General features: G+C 66.4%; 17 protein-coding genes, 1 pseudogene and 1 other annotated feature. Of the genes and pseudogenes, 12 read left to right on the top strand and 6 right to left on the bottom strand.

The window, feature by feature from the left end; all coding sequences use genetic code 11:
• Positions 1 to 6: 6 nt before the first annotated feature.
• Positions 7 to 1,446 carry a cardiolipin synthase gene (cls, locus tag IPJ61_RS02420; RefSeq protein ID WP_297102642.1) on the bottom strand — a complete coding sequence of 480 codons (1,440 nt, stop codon included), beginning with the start codon at positions 1,444 to 1,446 and terminating at the stop codon, positions 7 to 9.
• Positions 1,447 to 1,782: 336 nt separating this feature from the next.
• On the opposite strand from cls, the gene IPJ61_RS02415 reads away from it, so the two are divergent.
• Positions 1,783 to 2,487 carry a FadR/GntR family transcriptional regulator gene (locus tag IPJ61_RS02415; protein WP_297102640.1) on the top strand — a complete coding sequence of 235 codons (705 nt, stop codon included), beginning with the start codon at positions 1,783 to 1,785 and terminating at the stop codon, positions 2,485 to 2,487.
• A 46-nt stretch (positions 2,488 to 2,533) separates the two neighbouring features.
• Positions 2,534 to 2,728: a twin-arginine translocation signal domain-containing protein gene (locus tag IPJ61_RS02410; protein WP_297102639.1), complete on the top strand. Its 195-nt coding sequence runs from the start codon at positions 2,534 to 2,536 to the stop codon at positions 2,726 to 2,728.
• A gap of 12 nt (positions 2,729 to 2,740) precedes the next feature.
• Here the strand turns inward: IPJ61_RS02410 and IPJ61_RS02405 are convergent.
• Positions 2,741 to 4,037: pseudogene (locus tag IPJ61_RS02405) on the bottom strand (IS3 family transposase).
• Positions 3,629 to 3,757, bottom strand: a sequence feature (AL1L pseudoknot). (Overlaps the previous pseudogene by 129 nt.)
• On the opposite strand from IPJ61_RS02405, the gene IPJ61_RS02400 reads away from it, so the two are divergent.
• Both IPJ61_RS02400 and IPJ61_RS02395 read left to right on the top strand, forming a co-directional pair.
• On the top strand, positions 3,927 to 4,409 hold the full coding sequence (locus IPJ61_RS02400) for a dihydrodipicolinate synthase family protein (RefSeq protein ID WP_459251259.1): 483 nt from the start codon (positions 3,927 to 3,929) through the stop codon (positions 4,407 to 4,409). The pseudogene IPJ61_RS02405 and the gene IPJ61_RS02400 sit on opposite strands and share 111 nt — an antisense overlap.
• 52 nt (positions 4,410 to 4,461) lie before the next feature.
• Complete coding sequence (locus IPJ61_RS02395) at positions 4,462 to 5,835, top strand: AI-2E family transporter (protein WP_297102635.1); 1,374 nt, start codon at positions 4,462 to 4,464, stop codon at positions 5,833 to 5,835.
• Between the two features lie 61 nt (positions 5,836 to 5,896).
• Here the strand turns inward: IPJ61_RS02395 and IPJ61_RS02390 are convergent, their stop codons facing one another.
• From IPJ61_RS02390 to phoU, 3 genes are all read right to left on the bottom strand, one after another.
• Entirely contained in the window at positions 5,897 to 6,649 is a 753-nt protein-coding gene (locus IPJ61_RS02390) for a phosphoglyceromutase (protein WP_297102634.1), read from the bottom strand.
• 17 nt (positions 6,650 to 6,666) lie between these two features.
• Positions 6,667 to 7,647, bottom strand: a complete 981-nt coding sequence (locus IPJ61_RS02385; protein WP_297102632.1) for a polysaccharide deacetylase family protein — start codon at positions 7,645 to 7,647, stop codon at positions 6,667 to 6,669.
• Positions 7,648 to 7,751: 104 nt separating this feature from the next.
• Positions 7,752 to 8,417 (bottom strand): phosphate signaling complex protein PhoU, encoded by a 666-nt coding sequence (phoU, locus tag IPJ61_RS02380; protein WP_297102630.1) that lies wholly within the window; start codon positions 8,415 to 8,417, stop codon positions 7,752 to 7,754.
• A gap of 201 nt (positions 8,418 to 8,618) precedes the next feature.
• On the opposite strand from phoU, the gene IPJ61_RS02375 reads away from it, so the two are divergent.
• Together IPJ61_RS02375 and IPJ61_RS02370 are read left to right on the top strand one after the other, a co-directional pair.
• Positions 8,619 to 9,767, top strand: a complete 1,149-nt coding sequence (locus tag IPJ61_RS02375) for a sensor histidine kinase (RefSeq protein ID WP_297102628.1) — start codon at positions 8,619 to 8,621, stop codon at positions 9,765 to 9,767.
• Position 9,768: 1 nt separating this feature from the next.
• Positions 9,769 to 10,446 carry a response regulator transcription factor gene (locus tag IPJ61_RS02370; protein WP_297102627.1) on the top strand — a complete coding sequence of 226 codons (678 nt, stop codon included), beginning with the start codon at positions 9,769 to 9,771 and terminating at the stop codon, positions 10,444 to 10,446.
• A 105-nt stretch (positions 10,447 to 10,551) separates the two neighbouring features.
• Here IPJ61_RS02370 and IPJ61_RS02365 read toward each other — a convergent pair whose 3' ends face one another.
• Positions 10,552 to 11,049, bottom strand: a complete 498-nt coding sequence (locus IPJ61_RS02365) for a hypothetical protein (RefSeq protein WP_297102625.1) — start codon at positions 11,047 to 11,049, stop codon at positions 10,552 to 10,554.
• 193 nt (positions 11,050 to 11,242) lie between these two features.
• Here IPJ61_RS02365 and IPJ61_RS02360 point away from each other — a divergent pair, with 193 nt between their 5' ends.
• The 6 genes from IPJ61_RS02360 (at position 11,243) to srlE (ending at position 15,944) form a co-directional block, all read left to right on the top strand.
• Positions 11,243 to 11,728, top strand: coding sequence for a CarD family transcriptional regulator (locus tag IPJ61_RS02360; RefSeq protein ID WP_297102623.1), 486 nt, complete (start codon positions 11,243 to 11,245; stop codon positions 11,726 to 11,728).
• 314 nt (positions 11,729 to 12,042) lie between these two features.
• Complete coding sequence (locus tag IPJ61_RS02355; RefSeq protein WP_297102621.1) at positions 12,043 to 12,738, top strand: triose-phosphate isomerase; 696 nt, start codon at positions 12,043 to 12,045, stop codon at positions 12,736 to 12,738.
• A gap of 13 nt (positions 12,739 to 12,751) precedes the next feature.
• The gene (locus tag IPJ61_RS02350; RefSeq protein ID WP_297102619.1) at positions 12,752 to 13,600 is read left to right on the top strand and encodes a class II fructose-bisphosphate aldolase; all 849 of its coding nucleotides are present in this window, start codon (positions 12,752 to 12,754) and stop codon (positions 13,598 to 13,600) included.
• An 18-nt stretch (positions 13,601 to 13,618) separates the two neighbouring features.
• Positions 13,619 to 14,149, top strand: a complete 531-nt coding sequence (locus tag IPJ61_RS02345; protein WP_297102617.1) for a YjbQ family protein — start codon at positions 13,619 to 13,621, stop codon at positions 14,147 to 14,149.
• Between the two features lie 170 nt (positions 14,150 to 14,319).
• Entirely contained in the window at positions 14,320 to 14,925 is a 606-nt protein-coding gene (gene srlA, locus IPJ61_RS02340; RefSeq protein ID WP_297102615.1) for a PTS glucitol/sorbitol transporter subunit IIC, read from the top strand.
• The gene (srlE, locus tag IPJ61_RS02335) at positions 14,922 to 15,944 is read left to right on the top strand and encodes a PTS glucitol/sorbitol transporter subunit IIB (RefSeq protein WP_297102613.1); all 1,023 of its coding nucleotides are present in this window, start codon (positions 14,922 to 14,924) and stop codon (positions 15,942 to 15,944) included. The genes srlA and srlE overlap by 4 nt, the downstream gene beginning before the upstream one ends.
• The last annotated feature ends 26 nt before the right edge of the window (positions 15,945 to 15,970 follow it).

Here is a 15,970-nt window from a genome sequence, read left to right as displayed (position 1 = left end):
GGTGGGTCACAGCAGGTTCGAAAGGAGCCGGGCCGCGGAGTTGCGGAAGCGGCGCGCCCACCCCCAGCTGTGGACATCGTCGAGGGTAAGGGGGACACACTCCTTGAGGTCCTCCTCGAAGATCTCCTCGGAGCGGCGGGCGGCATCCTCGTCGTAGATCCACACCATGAGCTCCTTGTGGAGGCGCAGGCTGCGGATGTCGAGGTTGAGCGTGCCGATGCTCGTGGCCTTGCCGTCGACGGTGAGCGACTTCGCGTGGAAGAACCCCTTGTTCCAGCGGTAGATGTTGACGCCCGCCTTCAACAGCTTCTCGAAGTAGGTCTCTGCCGCGTACCACGGGAGGTTCTTGTCCAGCCAACCGGTCAGCATCAGGTCCACCCGCACCCCGCCGGCGGCGGCGTTGGTGATGGCCTGGAGCATCTCCGGATCGGGAACGAAGTAGGGGGACTGGATGAGAACCCGGTCCTTCGCGCCGGTGATCGCCACCTCGTGCGCCCGGGCGACGGTCAACCAGGGGTCGTCGAAGCCGTGGTGCACGGTCTGGACGATGATGTCGCCGGACGGCAACGACGGGTCAGGATAGTAGCGCTCGTGGAAAAGGTCCTCTCCGTCGACCTCTAGCCACCGCACGTCGAACAGTTTCTCCAGGTCGGCGACGCCCGGGCCGGTCATGCGCAGGCCGGTGTCGCGCCAGGCGGGGAATCGCTTCCCGCCATCGATGTACTCCTGAGCGACGTTGAACCCGCCGGTGTGGCCGATCTCGGCATCGACGACGGTGATCTTACGGTGGTTGCGGTAGTTGACCTTCGAGATGCCGGTCATGTCGAACTTGACGATCGCGCCGGCGTCGCGCAGCCGCTTCGTCGTCCGACGGCTGAAGGGAGCGGAGCCGAACCAGTCGTTGAGGACTCGGACCTCGACGCCCGCGTTCAGCCGCTCGACGAGGACGTCGGTGATGCGGTCGGTGAGGACGTCGTCCTTCCAGATGAAGTAGCTGATGTGGATGAACCGCTGGGCGCCCTTGAGGTCGGCGATCAGCACGTCGAAGTACTCGTCGCCGTGTTCGTAGATGTCCAAGGTGCGCACGGTCATCGGCGGCGTCTCGGCGAGGTTCCTGATCAGGTTGGCGTTGTGCAGGGTCCAGCTCTCAGGGTGCCGCGCCTCGAGCTGGGGAAGGGCTTGGTCGTGGCGTTCGTAGTAGGGCTCCATGAAGCGCCGCGCGGTCGCCCGGGTGTGCTGCACCTTCTTGGACCGTTGCGCGATGACGGGCCAGTTGCGGCCGAAGAAGAAGTAGAGCACGAGGCCGGCGCCGGGGAGGGCGATCAGCACAAGTAGCCAGCCGAGCGCCGCCGTCGGGTCCCTGTCCTCGGCGACGATGAGCACGGCAACGGCCAGCCAGTACACGACGAGGATGATGTCGATCGTCAGCCACAGGTCCGAGATCATCGTTGGCTCCCTCCGGTCGGCGTGCTGGTGTCGGCAGATTATCAGCCCACGGGGCGGTCGCGAGGTCACCGATCTTCGGAGGGATCGGGGGATCTCCCTCGCCCCGGATCCGCCGATCCGCGCTCCTGCGAGGTCTGGCCGAACGCGCTCCACTCACCCCGGCACCGCGGGTGAAGGCGGATCGGGTGCCGCGGTAGCCAGGACCGCCCTCGGGCACTTAGCAGACATCTTGCCCAATCTTGTCTGACAAGCGCCGTTGACCTCTTGAGGCTCCTGGCAGAAGCTTGCTGAAGAGCATCGATGCTTCGCGTTTCAGACAGCCGACTGGAGGAGAACATGTCCGACAAGCTGAGTCACGACGGTCTTGTCGTGCGGCTCGCCGCGCGTCTCCGGGAGGGTGGGACGAAGGCGGGTGCCCTGCTGCCCAGCGAGTCGGCCTTGATGGCCGAGCTCGGCATCGGGCGGCAGCAGCTTCGGGAGGCCCTCGGGGTGCTCGAGGCGTTCGGGGCGATCAGCTCGCGCCAGGGCGCCCGGCGTCGCTGGGTGGGGACCGATCTCGGGTCGCTCGTCGCCACCAGCGCGGAGCTGACGGGGGCGCCTCGGACGACGGTTGCGGAGCTGCTCGTCGTCCGTCAGGCGTTGGAGACGTCCCTGCTCGCCAAGGTGATGCCGCTGCACACCCCGGCCAGCAGAGCGGAGATCCGCGAGATCGCTCACGAGATGGAGGATAGGGCGGCGCAGGGCCGCTCGTTCGCCGAGCTGGATCAGCAGTTCCACCTCAGCCTGTTCGCGCCCCTGCGCAACTCGACCCTCGAGGGCATCCTCGGCGCCTTCTGGACGTTGCTCGAGGTCGTCGAAGGGCCCGGACCCGACGTCGCCATCGATCCGGAGGTGGCGGCCATGCACACGGCCATCATCGATGCGATCGAGGCCGGCGACTTCAATCACGCTCGCTACGAGCTGGACACGCATTTCTACGGAGTTCGACGACGGGTCGTGCCGAGTCGGCTTCGGAACAAGAACCGGCAGGCATCGAACTAGTCGATCCCTGCACCACATCACACAACTCATCTCACAAGGAGACCTCATGAAGCGACGGAGCTTTATCGGCGGCGCGCTCGGCGTCACGGCTGGCCTAACCCTGGCAGCCTGCGGCGGAGAACAGGGCGGCGCCCCCGGTGGCGGCAGCGGCGGAGGGACGACGGAGGTCGTCTACTGGCTCTGGCAGGACGACGCTACGGACCCCACCTGGACCAACCTTGCCAAGGGCTTCAACGAGTGAACCACCCCGGGTTTAGTGGAGAGTTGTGTGTTCTTCGGCGGCGGTCGCCGCGGAAGGGTTCTGAGCAGCATCGTAGGCGTGCTCGTATGCGGCGGGTGCGAGGTAGTCGCACCAGGTGTGTGGCCGGGCCGTGTTGTACCAGTCGACCCATCGGAGAACTTCCAACTCGACGTGCTCAAGAGTGCGCCACGGCCCTCGACGCCGGATCAGCTCGGTCTTGAAGACACGGTTCAACGCCTCGGCGGCGGCGTTGTCGTAGGAATCGCCCTTGGACCCGACCGAGGCGACGATTCCGAGTTCCTCCAACCGTTCGGTGTAGCGGATCGCTCGATACTGGACGCCGCGGTCGGCGTGGTGGACCAGACCCGACAGCACCCGCCCGTCGCGCTGCCGCTGCCAGATGGCCTGCTCGAGGGCGTCCAGGGCCAGGTCGGTGTGCAGTGATCCGGAGACCCGCCAGCCGACGATCCTGCGGGAGAACAGGTCCATCACGAACGCCACGTAGACGAACCCGGCCCATGTTGGCACGTAGGTGATGTCAGCGACCCACCGGTTGTCCGGCGCCGGGGACGTGAAGTCGCGGTTGAGTTGGTCTGCCGGATGGGCGTCCTTGGCCGGTAGGGTCGTGCGGGGCCGCTTGTGATCACCGGCGACCGCTCCGGTCAGACCCAACGCCCTCATACGGCGGGCCACGGTGCACCGGGCCACCGGTGGATAGTGGACCCCGGTGGTCCGGCCGTGCTCGTCTCGGACCTCCTGCCGGTTGAGGACCTTCCACATCTTCATCACCCCGTAGACCTGGTAGTTCGCCTGGTAGGTCGCTTGGATGCGCTCATCCAGCGCCGCGTCGGCCAGCGCCCGCTGCGACGGTGAGCGCTTCTTGGCCGCGTAGTAGGTGCTCGGGGCGATCTGGGCGCCGGCTTGTGTGAGCACGGCGCAGATCGGCTCGACCCCGAAGCGGTCCTTGTGCTGATCGATGTAGTTGATCAACGTGGAGAGGGGCGGTCGAGCTCCGCCGCGAAGAAAGCCGAGGCCGACCTCAGTATCGCGTTCGCTCGACGGAGCTCCCGGTTCTCCTTCTCCAGCTGCACGAGCCGAGCATGCGGATCGGTCTCCACCGCCGACGACCCGACCCCCAGCCCGGGGGCCTGCAGCCAGTTCCGCAGCGTCGATCCCGGGATCCCAGCTGCTCGCCCACCTGGTTGCAGGCGCGCTTGACCGGCATCCCCGGGTTCTCCCTGATCGTCTCGTTGACCGTGCGGACCGCACGCTCACGCAACTCGTCGTTGTACTTCCTTGGTGCAGGCATGACTCCACTCTCCTGAAGCGGTCAAGACCCTCCACCAAACCCGGGGCGGTTCACGCTGGTGCTACCGGTTCGATCGGCACGACAATCAGCCTCCAGACCGATTGCTTCAAGGCCGTGCGTGCGCTCGTCCGAGCCGGGGACCTTCCCCTAGCCCAGGCGTTCCAGCGCAGGATCAACGACGTGATCGAGGAGCTTGTCGCCGTGAGCGTCTTCCCGGCGGCCAAATGGGTCGAGTCACGGCTCACCGGCATTGATCTCGGCCCCTGTCGGGCGCCGTTTGCCGAGCTCAATGCGGAGGGGCAGCGAAGGCTGGACGCCCTCGTCGAAAGGATCGACGACGACGTCGCCGCGGCGCGCGCGGTGCTCGGGTAGGAGGGCACGGGTAGGCTCTTGGCGTCCGCACTGCACGCTCTGAGGAGGCCGCGTGACCGACGACTCGACCCAGCCGCAACCCGAGCGGCCCGACGCGTTCGTGGAGCCCGAACAGGGTCTCGACGAGTCGACGCTCGAGGCCCTTCCCGCTCCCGACCCGGACGAGCCCGTCGACAGGGCCGACGTGATCGGCGCCGGCGCGCGGTCTCTGGCCGCGTGGTGCGGCCGGTTCCTGCTGTTCGCCGCCGCCGTCGTCGTCGTCGGCCTGGTGACGGGGAAGCTGTGGGGAGCGATCCTCCCCATCGTGCTCGCCCTGCTCATCACGTCGGTGCTGTGGCCGGTGGTCGCCTGGCTCAAACGCAGGGGCGTGCCGTACGCGCTCGGCGCGGCGATCGGGCTGCTCGGCGGCATCGCCGTTGTCGTCGGCCTGGTCAGCGCCATCGCACCCAGCGTTGTCAAGCAGTGGCCCCAGCTATGGTCGCAAGCCCAGGAGGGCATCCAACAGCTCAAGGTCTGGGCCGCGGGGCCACCGCTGAACATCAGCGACGACAAGCTCTACGAGTGGGTCGACCAGGGACTCAACTACCTGCAGACCCACAGCGGCAACCTGCTCGGCCAAGCGCTCAGCTTCGGCGGGAGCATCGGCTCCGGCGCGGTCACCGGCCTGCTGACTCTCGTCCTCACCTTCTTCTTCCTGAAGGACGGCCACCAGTTCCTCGGCTTCACCCGCAAGATGGTCGGCCGCCGCGCCGGCTTCCACGCCGGCGAACTGCTGACCAGACTGTGGCAGACGCTCTCCGGCTACATCAGCACGCAGGCCATCGTCAGCTTCGTCGACGCCGTGTTCATCGGCCTCGGCCTCGCGCTGCTCGGGGTGCCCCTCGCGCTGCCCATCACGGTGCTGACGTTCCTCGGCGGCTTCATTCCGATCGTCGGTGCCGTGACGGTGGGTACGATCGCGGTTCTGATCGGACTCGTCTCCAACGGGTTGACCACGGCGCTGCTCGTGCTGGGCCTCATCCTCCTCGTCCAGCAGCTCGAGGGCAACATCTTGCAGCCGCTGCTGCAGTCGCGCGTCATGCAGCTGCACCCCGTCGTCGTCCTCCTCGCGGTCATGCTCGGCGGCTCCTGGGCGGGCATCGTCGGCGCGTTCCTCGCCGTGCCCGTCGCCGCGTCGCTCGCCGTCATCCTGCGCTATCTCGGCGACCTGATCGACCTGCGCACCGGCGAGCGCGCGCCCACCGAGATCGCCTGGGCGACCGACGACGGCCACCAGGTGGCCACCGAGTCGATGGCCTCCGCGGCGCTCTTCCGTGCGCTGGCCCGCAACCGCACCAAGGACAAGGTGCATGTCGTCGACGAAACCGAGGCGGAGCACGCCACCTGGCGCGACCGGCTCCGCGGCCGCACCCACAAGCAGCCGTAAGAGGGACAGCGAAAGACCCCGGCCAACTGGCCGGGGTCTTTGTGCATCGTGGGGCAGGGGGCTACTTCTTCTTGCCCTGGTTCTTCACGGCCTCGATGGCCGCTGCTGCAGCGTCGGGATCGAGGTAGCGGCCGCCCGGCGTCACCGGCGTGAAGTCCTCGTCCAGCTCGTAGTACAGCGGGATGCCCGTGGGGATGTTCAGGCCGGCGATGTCGGCGTCGGAGATGCCGTCGAGGTGCTTGACCAGCGCGCGCAGCGAGTTGCCGTGTGCCGTGATCAGCACCGTCTTGCCCTCGGCTAGATCCGGGACGATGTGCGCCTCCCAGTACGGCAGCATGCGCGCGACGACGTCCTTCAGGCACTCCGTACGGGGACGCGCGTCCTCGGGGATGTCCGCGTAGCGCGGGTCGTACCACTGGCTGTACTCATCGTCGATGTCGATCGGCGGCGGCGGGGTGTCGTAGCTGCGGCGCCACAGCATGAACTGCTCCTCGCCGTACTGCTCAAGCGTCTGGGCCTTGTTCTTGCCCTGCAGCGCGCCGTAGTGGCGCTCGTTCAGGCGCCAATGGCGGCGCACCGGAATCCAGTGCCGGTCGCACCCGTCCAGGGCCAGGTAGGCGGTGTGGATGGCGCGGCGCTGCAGCGAGGTGTGCAGCACATCCGGGAGCAGATTCTCGGCCTTAAGGAGCTCTGCGCCCCGCTTGGCCTCCTCGATGCCCTTCTCGTTGATGTCGACATCAACCCAGCCAGTGAACAGGTTCTTGGCATTCCACTCGCTCTCGCCGTGGCGGAGGAGGATCAACTTCGCGGTCATGAGAGCACCCTACAGCGCTAGCTGATCACGCCGAAGGTATACCCGGCCTTCTTGTACGCCTTGATCATCGCGGGGGTGGACTTGGCGGTCAGGCTCTTGTCGGGGGTGTCGTGGCCAAGAACGACGGCGACGTGGTAGCCGGCGCGGATGGGCATCGTCGCGTTGGCCACCAGCTGGTCGATGGTGGAGGGGCGACGGCTCTTTGGGGCGCTGTCGGCGGTGTCGGCGTTCCAGTCGACCCAGGCGACGCCATGCTTCGCCAACGCCTTGTCCGCGGGCTTCATGTTGTTCCAGGACATGTGGCCGCCGGGGTAGCGCCAGCCCTCGGTGTTGAAGTCGTCGCCGAGGATCTCGCGCACCTTCGCCAGCGTCTTGAGATACTCCTCCTCGATCCGCTTGGCGTTCGCCGAGCGTCCCGGGTACAGGTGCGAGTAGTCGTGCGACCAGCTGTGCAGGTTGATCGAGTGGCCCTCCGCGATCTCGCGTTGCAGCAGCTCGGGGGCATCGTTCAACATGGAGCCGACGACATAGAACGTGGCGTGCACGCCCGCGTCCTTCAGTGCATCGAGGATGATCGGCGTCGTCTGGTGGTTGGGGCCGTCGTCGAAGGTCAGGAAGACGATCTTCTTTTTCTTCGGCGGCGCGTCCTTGCCCTGCAGCCAGCGCTGCACCTGCTTCGCCGAATAGACGTACTCGGCGGCGGCGCCGATGTGGTTCTTGCCCGGGATCAGCACGTCGGGGTTCACCGGGGGCTCGGGCGACGTGGTCGTCTCCGGTGCCGACGGGGTGGTCGCGGGAGAAGAGGGGGTCTCGGAGACCGACGGGGTGGACGTCGGCGACGCGGGGGCCGCGGTCGTCGGGGGAGTGGCGGTGGTCGTCGCGGACGTGGGGGTCTTCGAACCGGTGCCGGGCATCGCCAGGCCCGCAGGCGCGCAGCCGGCGGCTGCGAGCGCGGCCACCGACAACGTGACGAAGCTTCGGCGGGTGAACGGCTTCATATGGAATCGACCCCTTACGAGATGGAGGGCGCCGTACGGCGCCCTCCCAGCACTCTACCCCCGGCCCCGGCAGGCTCGCCGAGCGGGAACGGCGCGTCCCGGTGTCAGGCGTTCGGCCAGTCCTCGCCCTCGGGCACCTCGCCGGTGATGATGTAGATCACGCGCCGCCCGACGGCGACGGCATGGTCTGCGAAGCGCTCGAAGTAGCGGCCGAGTAGCGCGACGTCGACAGCACCCTCGATTGTGATGTCGGAGTCCTTGCGGAGCATCCGGGTGAACTGCTCCCGGCGGAGCTCATCCATCCGGGAGTCGATGTCTGCGAGGCGGTGGGCCTCCTTGGCGTCGCGGTCCTTCAGCGAGATGCGGGCCAGGTCGATGATCTCCGTGGCGATCAAGGCCATCTCGCGGAAGCTCGGCTCGAACTCCTCGGGCACGGCGTGGGCCGGATAGCGCAGCCGCGCGATCTTCGCCACGTGCGCAGCGAGGTCGCCCATGCGGGCCAGTTCGAACACCACCCGGATGGCGGAGACGATCGTGCGAAGCTCACCGGCGACGGGCGCCTGCAGCGCGAGGAGGGAGAGGCACTTGTACTCCATCTCCTCGTGGATCCGGTCCAGCTCGCCGTCGTTGGTGACGACGGCCTCCGCGCGAGCCAGGTCGGCGGTCAGCAGCGACTCGGAGCCCTCCTTGATCGCGGTCTCGACGAGTTCGGCCATGTGGACGAGACTGTCGATGATCGCATCCAACTCCTCGTGGTAGCTAGTGCGCATATGCGGGTAACCCTCCTTGGGTTCTGGGTCGCGAAAGAGTCTAGTTGCTCACTTGTCTCCCCCGAGGCTAGGCCCGGTTGGGGACGCGGCCGTTGCCCCCTCATGAACCGTCGGTGAACGCCCGGTGAAGTCTTCGCGAAGCGGGTGGAGGGGTGCCGACGGACAACCCCGCGGCATCCGACGGGTGCCTATGATGGCGGCATGCATCCAGCCGTCGCCGGCCTCATCGGGGCCGGCATTGCCCTTCTCGGCTGCCTGTTCGCGTATCTCATCCACCGCGGCCGCGAGGGTCTGCGTCAGATCGAGACGCAGCGGGCGGAGGCGCGTGTCTCCGCCGAGCTGCGGCAGGTTCTGGAACTCATGCAGACGGGCGCGCTGCTCGTCGGGCCCCATGACGAGATCCTCGTCGTCAACGAACCAGGGGAGACGATGGGCCTCGTCAGGGGCACAAGGGTCGGCTTCACGGAGCTGCTCGACGTCGTTCGCGCGGTGCGGACGTCGGGCATCGCCTATGACGGCGCCGTGATCCGCGAGCGCCAACCGGGCATGGACGCGTTGGAGCTGACCGTGCGCGTCTCCGCCATGGACGACGAGGACGTGCTGGTCTTCGCGGTCGACGAGTCCGCCGCGAAGCGCGTGGAAGCGGTGCGGCGCGACTTCGTCGCCAACATCTCGCACGAGCTGAAGACCCCCATCGGCGCGATCAGCGTGCTGTCCGAGGCCGTCGAGGCGGCCAAGGACGACCCCGAGGCGGTAGAACGGTTCGCCGGACGCCTGCAGCGCGAGACCGCGCGGCTCGCGGAGCTGACCAACCAGATCATCGACCTCAGCCGCCTCCAGACCGAGAACCCGATGCTGGCGCACGAGATCGTGGAGTTGTCCGAGGTGATCGATGAGGCCGTCTCCCGTTCGCGGGAGCGCGCGGCCCAGCGCGAGGTCAGCGTGATCATCGCCCGCGCGGCCGACGCCCGGGTCCTCGGAGACCGCTGGCAACTCGCCGACGCCGTCGCCAACCTCGTGCAGAACGCCATCAGCTACTCCGGAGAGCGCGCCCGCGTGACGATCAGCCTCACCGTCGAGGGTGAGCACGCCGAGGTGAAGGTGTCCGACAACGGCATCGGCATCAGGCCGGAGGATCAGGACCGCATCTTCGAGCGGTTCTTCCGCGTCGACTACGGCCGCTCGCGCGAGAGCGGCGGCACGGGCCTCGGCCTTTCCATCGTGCGGCACATCGCCGTCTCGCACGGCGGGGAGATCCGGGTGTGGTCACGCCCGGGCCAGGGATCGACCTTTACGCTCAGCCTGCCCGCCTACCTGGGCGCCCATGACGATCTGGAAGACGAGGAGTGACGTGGCACGGATTCTGATCATCGAGGACGAGGAGTCCTACCGCGACGCGACGGGGTTCATGCTCCGCAAGGAGGGCTTCGAGGTGCTCGAGGCCGCCGACGGGGCCCAGGGCCTCGCGCTCTTCGACAAGCACGGCGCAGACCTCGTGCTGCTGGACGTGATGATGCCCGGCATGCCCGGCACCGAGGTGTGCAGGCAGCTACGGGCGCGCGGCAACGTCGGGATCGTCATGGTCACCGCACGCGACTCGGAGATCGACAAGGTCGTCGGTCTTGAGCTGGGTGCCGACGACTATGTCACCAAGCCGTTCAGTCACCGCGAGCTCGTCGCCCGCATTCGGGCGGTGCTACGCAGGGGCCAGGACCAGGCGCTGCTTCCCGAGGTCGTCGAGGTGTCCGGCGTGCGCCTCGACGTCGAGCGTCACGAGGTTCAGGTCGACGGCCGGGAGGTGCGGCTCGCGCTGCGCGAGTTCGAACTCCTGGAGTTGCTGCTGCGCAACGCGGGGCGCGTGATGACAAGAGGCCAGCTGATCGATCGGATCTGGGGGTCCAACTACGTCGGCGACACCAAGACGCTGGATGTCCACGTGAAGCGCCTGCGGGCGAAGATCGAGGATGACCCGGCCCAACCGCGTCGGCTCGTCACCGTGCGCGGCCTGGGCTACAAGTTCGAGGGCTAGCGAAGCTAGGGGTTGTTGCGAAAGGGAGGGTTGCCTCCTGCGCAGCGCCCGGGCGCGACGTCTGCGTCGTTGCACTCGCCGCCAGAAGCGCCAAGCCCGCGAGCCTCAGGCCCAGACGCTGTTCCAGGCCTCGGCGAAGTCCGGGTGATCCGATGCGTACACGGGCACCTGGAGGCTTGCGGTCTGACCGTCGGCGAACCCGACGGTGACGCCGGCCAGTCGCCCGAGGATCAGGTCGGGGTCGGTGAACTTGGTGCGTGAGCCGTCGAGCGTGATGGTCTGACCCCTGGGGATCTGCTCGGAGAAGTCGACGACCTGCTCCGCGCCGAATGAGCCGTCCGCAGCCTGCGCGGTGATCCCGATCGCGGTGACTTCGTTTGCCGCGTCACGGGAGGTGATGCCGCCCACGAGGATGGCTTCGCCACCCATGTCGGAGATGACGACGAAGTTGCGCAGCTTGATGGCGCCGTCAGCGGCGTCGGTCTGTGTTCCTGCCGCCGGGGGAGCCTCCGGCTCCCAGCGTCCGCCCGTGCATGCGCTGAGGGAGACCGCGAGCGCAGCGGTCGCGACGATGGCCGCGGCGCGGCGCATGGGCTTGCTCATGTGTCCTCCGAGGGCATGTCGGTCAAGTGTGGACATACTAACCACTTGCGCGCCCTCGTGCGAGGCGTTCTGCAGGGGCGGACCGCGGCGGGTCGGGGACAGGCCGGAGCGCGGGGCGTCTCCCCCACTGAGCACGCCTGGGCCCCAGCTGGCCCACCTGCTAGAATTGATTCTTGGAAAGGGGTCAATGAGTATGACTTTTTCGATCGGTGAGACGGTTGTTTACCCCAATCATGGGACGGCTGTCATCGAGGACATCGAAAACCGGACCATCAAGGGTGAGGACAAGCTCTTCCTCGTATTGCGCGTAATCGGCCAAAACGACTTGGTGATCAAGGTGCCCGCCTGCAACCTGGATCTGGTGGGTGTACGTGACGTGGTCGACGCGGACGGGCTGGAGCGCGTGTTCGCGGTGCTGCGCGCCGAGCACACGGAGGAGCCGGCCAACTGGTCGCGCCGCTTCAAGGCGAACATGGAGAAGCTCCACTCCGGCAACGTGATCAAGGTGTCCGAGGTCGTCCGCGACCTGTGGCGCCGCGACCGCGACAAGGGCCTCTCGGCCGGCGAGAAGCGAATGCTGGCCAAGGCGCGCGCCATTCTGGTCGCCGAATTGGCGCTCGCCGAAAAGGTCGAGGAGGACAAGGCGGAGATCATGCTCGACGAGGTGCTCGCCTCCTGAGGCGCACATCGGGCTGAGGCCCTCGCCGAACAACACGATCAAAGGTGGCCGCTCTCTGTAGAGAGCGGCCACTTTTTTTGTTGCCGTCTGGGCGGCGCGGGCTTCGTGACGTGTGCCCACGTCATCGACGTCACCCCTGGGAATCGGGCCGCCGTCTGTGTGTGACGAAGCGACCACGCTGACGCCCATCAGCACATACGTGCATATGTGAAGCAATTCCTTGCTTCACGGTCGGTCCGTGTGTCACGATCTGCCTATCAGCAATAACGTACGCATGTAAGCAATTATGTGCGAATCGTGGAGATGAGGGCAGTATGAGTAGACGACATGTGGTCCAGCCACCCTTCTTGATCGTGAACCCCAAGGCCTACCTGGGCAGTGAGGAAACCCTTGCGTTGGCGCGGCTCACGGATGAGCTCGCCGCGTCGTTCGGCGTCGACGTGATCTTCACGGCCCAGCACGTCGATCTGAGGTCAGTCGCCGACGCCACAACCCACCTGACCGTGACGGCGCAGCACATGGACCCCATCGGCAAGGGGCGGGGAATGGGGCACATCCTGCCCGATTCCCTGCGCGATGCCGGTGCGGCGGCCGTCGTGCTGAACCACGCAGAACACCCGCTGACCCTCGCGGTGCTCGACGCCACGATGGAACGCGCGCGCGAGGTGGGTCTCGCGACCATCGTCTGCGCGGATTCCGACGCACAATGCAAGGCGATCGCGGGTATGGGGCCTGACGTCATGATCTGCGAGCCGACCGCGAATATCGGCACTGGACGCATGGACGCTGGCGACTACATCGAGCGGACCACGCGCATCGTCAAAGAGGTTGACCCGTCGATCCTCGTCATCCAGGCGGCAGGCGTCTCCACCGGCGAGGACGTGGCGCGCGTGCTCGCGCAGGGCGCGGACGGCTCAGGTGGCACCAGCGGCATCGTCGCCCATCCCGACTGGCGCATCATCCTCACCGAGATGTTCACCGCGATCTCGAACCACAAGAACCAAGCCTGAAAGGACACGAGCCATGCTTATCGGATTGGGCGAAGCCCTCGACTACGCCGAAAAAAACGACGTCGGCCTCGCCGCCGTGAACACCCCCTTCTTCGAGGCGCTACTCGCCACCATCGACGTCGGCGAGCGCACCGGTGTGCCGATTATCCTGCAGTTCGCGCAGGTCCACGAGGGCATCGTCAGCATCGAGGACATGGGGCCGGCCATGGTAGCGCTGGCTGAGCGCTCGTCAGCGCCGTTCGTGCTGCATGTCGATCACGGCGACGACATCGACTACATCAAGAAGGGCCTCGACATCGGGTTCAACTCCTGCATGATCGACGGCTCCCATCGCAACTACGAGGACAACGTGCGGGTGACCCGCGAGGTTGTCGAACTGGCCAATGAGTTCGGCATCGGCGTCGAGGGTGAGATCGGGATGATGACCGGCAACGAGAATGGTGATCCCTCCCAGGGTGTGGCCGACGAGTCGCTCTACACCGACCCTGACGTTGCGCGTGACTTTGTGGCCGCGACGGGAGTCACCTGCCTGGCTGCGTCCTTTGGCACCGTGCACGGCGTCTACCGGCAGAAGCCTCAGCTGCGCTATGACCTGATTGCGAAGCTGCGCGCCACCACGGGCGTACCGATCGTGATGCACGGCGGCTCCGGGCTCACCGACGAGGAGTACCGGGAGAGCGTGCGCAACGGCGTGCGCAAGATCAACTACTACACCTACGCCGCGAAGGCGGCCTACGACGCGGTGCTGCCGCTGATCGATGACGAGAACGTGATTCTGTTCTCCAACCTGGCCGCCGCAGCACGCAAGGGCGTCGAAGCCGACGTCGAGCGCTTCGTCGACATCCTCGCCGGGCGCAAGTAGTTAGGAACCAGAGGAACCATGACCGTATTCCACGCCACGCTTTCGCTCACCTCGCACGGCGGCACCCCGAGCTTCATCGACGTCACTGACGAGGTTCGTCAGGCGGTGACCGACAGTGGGATTAGCAACGGCATCTGCGCCGTGATGTCCCCGCACACGACCTGCTCCGTCTACTACGACGAGTGGGCCCACGATCTGCTGCCCGATGGCACGGACTTCCTCCAGCACGACCTCGACACCGCGCTGGGCAAGATCGTCCCCGAGCAGCGCGAGTTCCCCCCCGCCCACGGCTACCACTACCCCGGCGAGGAACACTTCCTCGCGGTGGAAAGCTGGCCGTCCGCGAGGGAATATCTGCCTGGCGGTGACCGCAGCCAGCTACTCAATGCCGATGCTCACCTGAAGGCGAACCTGATGGGGAGCAGCCAAGTTTTCCCGGTCGTAGACGGCTCCCTGGCCTTCGGCATCACGGGCTACATCTTTTTCGTCGACTGGGATCGCGCGCGTGAGCGCACGCGCAAGTGCCAGGTCACCGTCATCGGGGAGTAAATCCTCCACTCCCGCGCTGGAAACCGCAGCCGTCGGATCTTCGGGGAAGCCCCCTGCCGACGAGCGGTCCGACGAGTGCACGACTCGGCTAGAGGAAGGAGTCCTGGTCGTTTGAGCCGGGCGACGAATACCAGTTTTCCATCACACCCAACCAAGACATAGGAGTCCCCATGGGAGATCACCCCGTGATGCGCGCCATCACCTGGTTCGCCGAACACTTCATCGGACTGTTCAACGAGGCGGCAGCCTCGTTCACCGGCCTGGTAACCGGCATCGTGCCCCTGCTCATGGTCATGCTGACGGCAATGTACGCCGTGACCACCTGGATCGGCGAAGAGCGGGTTACCCGCGCCGTGAAGTGGGCGGGCCGATGGGCCCTCACCCGATACACGATCATGCCGTTCCTTGCCATGCTGCTGCTGACGAATCCGATGGCCTACACCTTCGGCCGTTTCCTGCCGGAGCGTTACAAGCCTGCCTTTTACGACGCCGCGGTGTCCTTCTGCCACCCGATCACGGCGCTCTTCCCGCACGCCAACGCGGGCGAGATCTTCGTCTGGGCCGGCGTCTCTGCTGGCGTCATGACCGCCGCCCCCGAGAAGTACGCCACGTTGGCGATCCTCTACTTCCTCACCGGTCTCGTCGTCATCCTCATCCGCGGCATCGCGACGCAGTGGATGACGGGATATCTCATCAAGAGAGGCGGTCACCGAGACACCTTCAAGCGATACGACGAGGCGTATGCCGCTGGCCGCATTCAGGGGGTTGCAGAATGAGTTACGAGACGATTCAGGTAGTGAAAGGCTCCGGCGGCTGGGGCGACGGCCTCGTACTGACCCCCACCGCCGAGAAGAACGTGATCCTCTCGGTCACGGGCGGCGGCATCCATCCCGTCGCGCAGAAGATGGCGGACCTCTGCGGTGGTGAGGCTATCGACGGCTTCAACAATCACGTCGAGGACGCGCAGGTACTTGCCGTTGTCATCAACTGCGGCGGGACCGCGCGGATCGGCGTGTACCCGAAGAAGCGCATACCCACCGTGGATGTCTTCCCGGGATCGCCGACCGGTCCGCTGGCCCAGTTCATCACGGCAGACATCTTCGTCTCCGATGTCGGCGTGAAGCAGATCACTCTCGCGAGCGCTGACGATGCACGTGCGGTGGCGCCCTCGGCATCCGCGCAGGCTGCCGTCGGCGGGACGGCGGCAGCCACGTCCACAGAGGCGCGTCCGAAGACGGTGAGCCAGGCTCAGGCCGAGAGGGGCGGCTTCATGTCGCTCGTGGTCCGCTTCGGCAACTTCATCGGTTACGTGATCAACACCCTGCTGTCCTCTGGACGCCAAGCGCTGCAGATCATCATGCAGACCGTGCTGCCGTTCATGGCCTATGTCGCCTTGCTGATCGGCATCGTGAACTTCACCGGCGTCTCGAAGGTGCTGGCCAACTGGGTGGCGCCCCTCGCAGGCAACCCGCTCGGGCTTCTCCTTCTCGGCTTCATCGTGGCCATCCCGCTGCTGTCCCCGATCCTCGGACCAGGCGCCGCGATCGCCCAGGTCGTCGGCGTCCTGATGGGTACCCAAATCGGGGCCGGCGTGTTGCCCGTTCAGTATGCGCTCCCAACGCTGTTCGCCATCGACGGCCAGGTGGGTGCTGACTTCATCCCCGTGGGCCTTTCGTTGGGCGAGGCAAAGCCGGAGACGGTTTCGGTCGGCGTGTCCGCCGTCCTGTTCACCCGCATGGTGACGTCGCCACTGGCTGTCGCCATCGCCTACTTGGTGTCGTTCCTGTTGGTCTAGCCCACCACCCTCCCAGACATCTTTGA

It is taken from the genome of Tessaracoccus sp. (genome assembly GCF_016714275.1).
In the GTDB taxonomy this organism is placed as follows: domain Bacteria; phylum Actinomycetota; class Actinomycetes; order Propionibacteriales; family Propionibacteriaceae; genus Arachnia.
Note: the sequence above shows the minus strand (reverse complement) of the source record. Positions and strands in the feature narration are given on the sequence as shown.

What these genes read in the sequence shown, in the direction of transcription:
- cls (WP_297102642.1), bottom strand. Translation starts at nt 1,446, where the DNA reads ATGATCTCGGACCTGTGGCTGACGATCGACATCATCCTCGTCGTGTAC.
- IPJ61_RS02415 (WP_297102640.1), top strand. Translation starts at nt 1,783, where the DNA reads ATGTCCGACAAGCTGAGTCACGACGGTCTTGTCGTGCGGCTCGCCGCG.
- IPJ61_RS02410 (WP_297102639.1), top strand. Translation starts at nt 2,534, where the DNA reads ATGAAGCGACGGAGCTTTATCGGCGGCGCGCTCGGCGTCACGGCTGGC.
- IPJ61_RS02390 (WP_297102634.1), bottom strand. Translation starts at nt 6,649, where the DNA reads ATGACCGCGAAGTTGATCCTCCTCCGCCACGGCGAGAGCGAGTGGAAT.
- IPJ61_RS02385 (WP_297102632.1), bottom strand. Translation starts at nt 7,647, where the DNA reads ATGAAGCCGTTCACCCGCCGAAGCTTCGTCACGTTGTCGGTGGCCGCG.
- phoU (WP_297102630.1), bottom strand. Translation starts at nt 8,417, where the DNA reads ATGCGCACTAGCTACCACGAGGAGTTGGATGCGATCATCGACAGTCTC.
- IPJ61_RS02375 (WP_297102628.1), top strand. Translation starts at nt 8,619, where the DNA reads ATGCATCCAGCCGTCGCCGGCCTCATCGGGGCCGGCATTGCCCTTCTC.
- IPJ61_RS02365 (WP_297102625.1), bottom strand. Translation starts at nt 11,049, where the DNA reads ATGAGCAAGCCCATGCGCCGCGCCGCGGCCATCGTCGCGACCGCTGCG.
- IPJ61_RS02360 (WP_297102623.1), top strand. Translation starts at nt 11,243, where the DNA reads ATGACTTTTTCGATCGGTGAGACGGTTGTTTACCCCAATCATGGGACG.
- IPJ61_RS02355 (WP_297102621.1), top strand. Translation starts at nt 12,043, where the DNA reads ATGAGTAGACGACATGTGGTCCAGCCACCCTTCTTGATCGTGAACCCC.
- IPJ61_RS02350 (WP_297102619.1), top strand. Translation starts at nt 12,752, where the DNA reads ATGCTTATCGGATTGGGCGAAGCCCTCGACTACGCCGAAAAAAACGAC.
- IPJ61_RS02345 (WP_297102617.1), top strand. Translation starts at nt 13,619, where the DNA reads ATGACCGTATTCCACGCCACGCTTTCGCTCACCTCGCACGGCGGCACC.
- srlA (WP_297102615.1), top strand. Translation starts at nt 14,320, where the DNA reads ATGGGAGATCACCCCGTGATGCGCGCCATCACCTGGTTCGCCGAACAC.
- srlE (WP_297102613.1), top strand. Translation starts at nt 14,922, where the DNA reads ATGAGTTACGAGACGATTCAGGTAGTGAAAGGCTCCGGCGGCTGGGGC.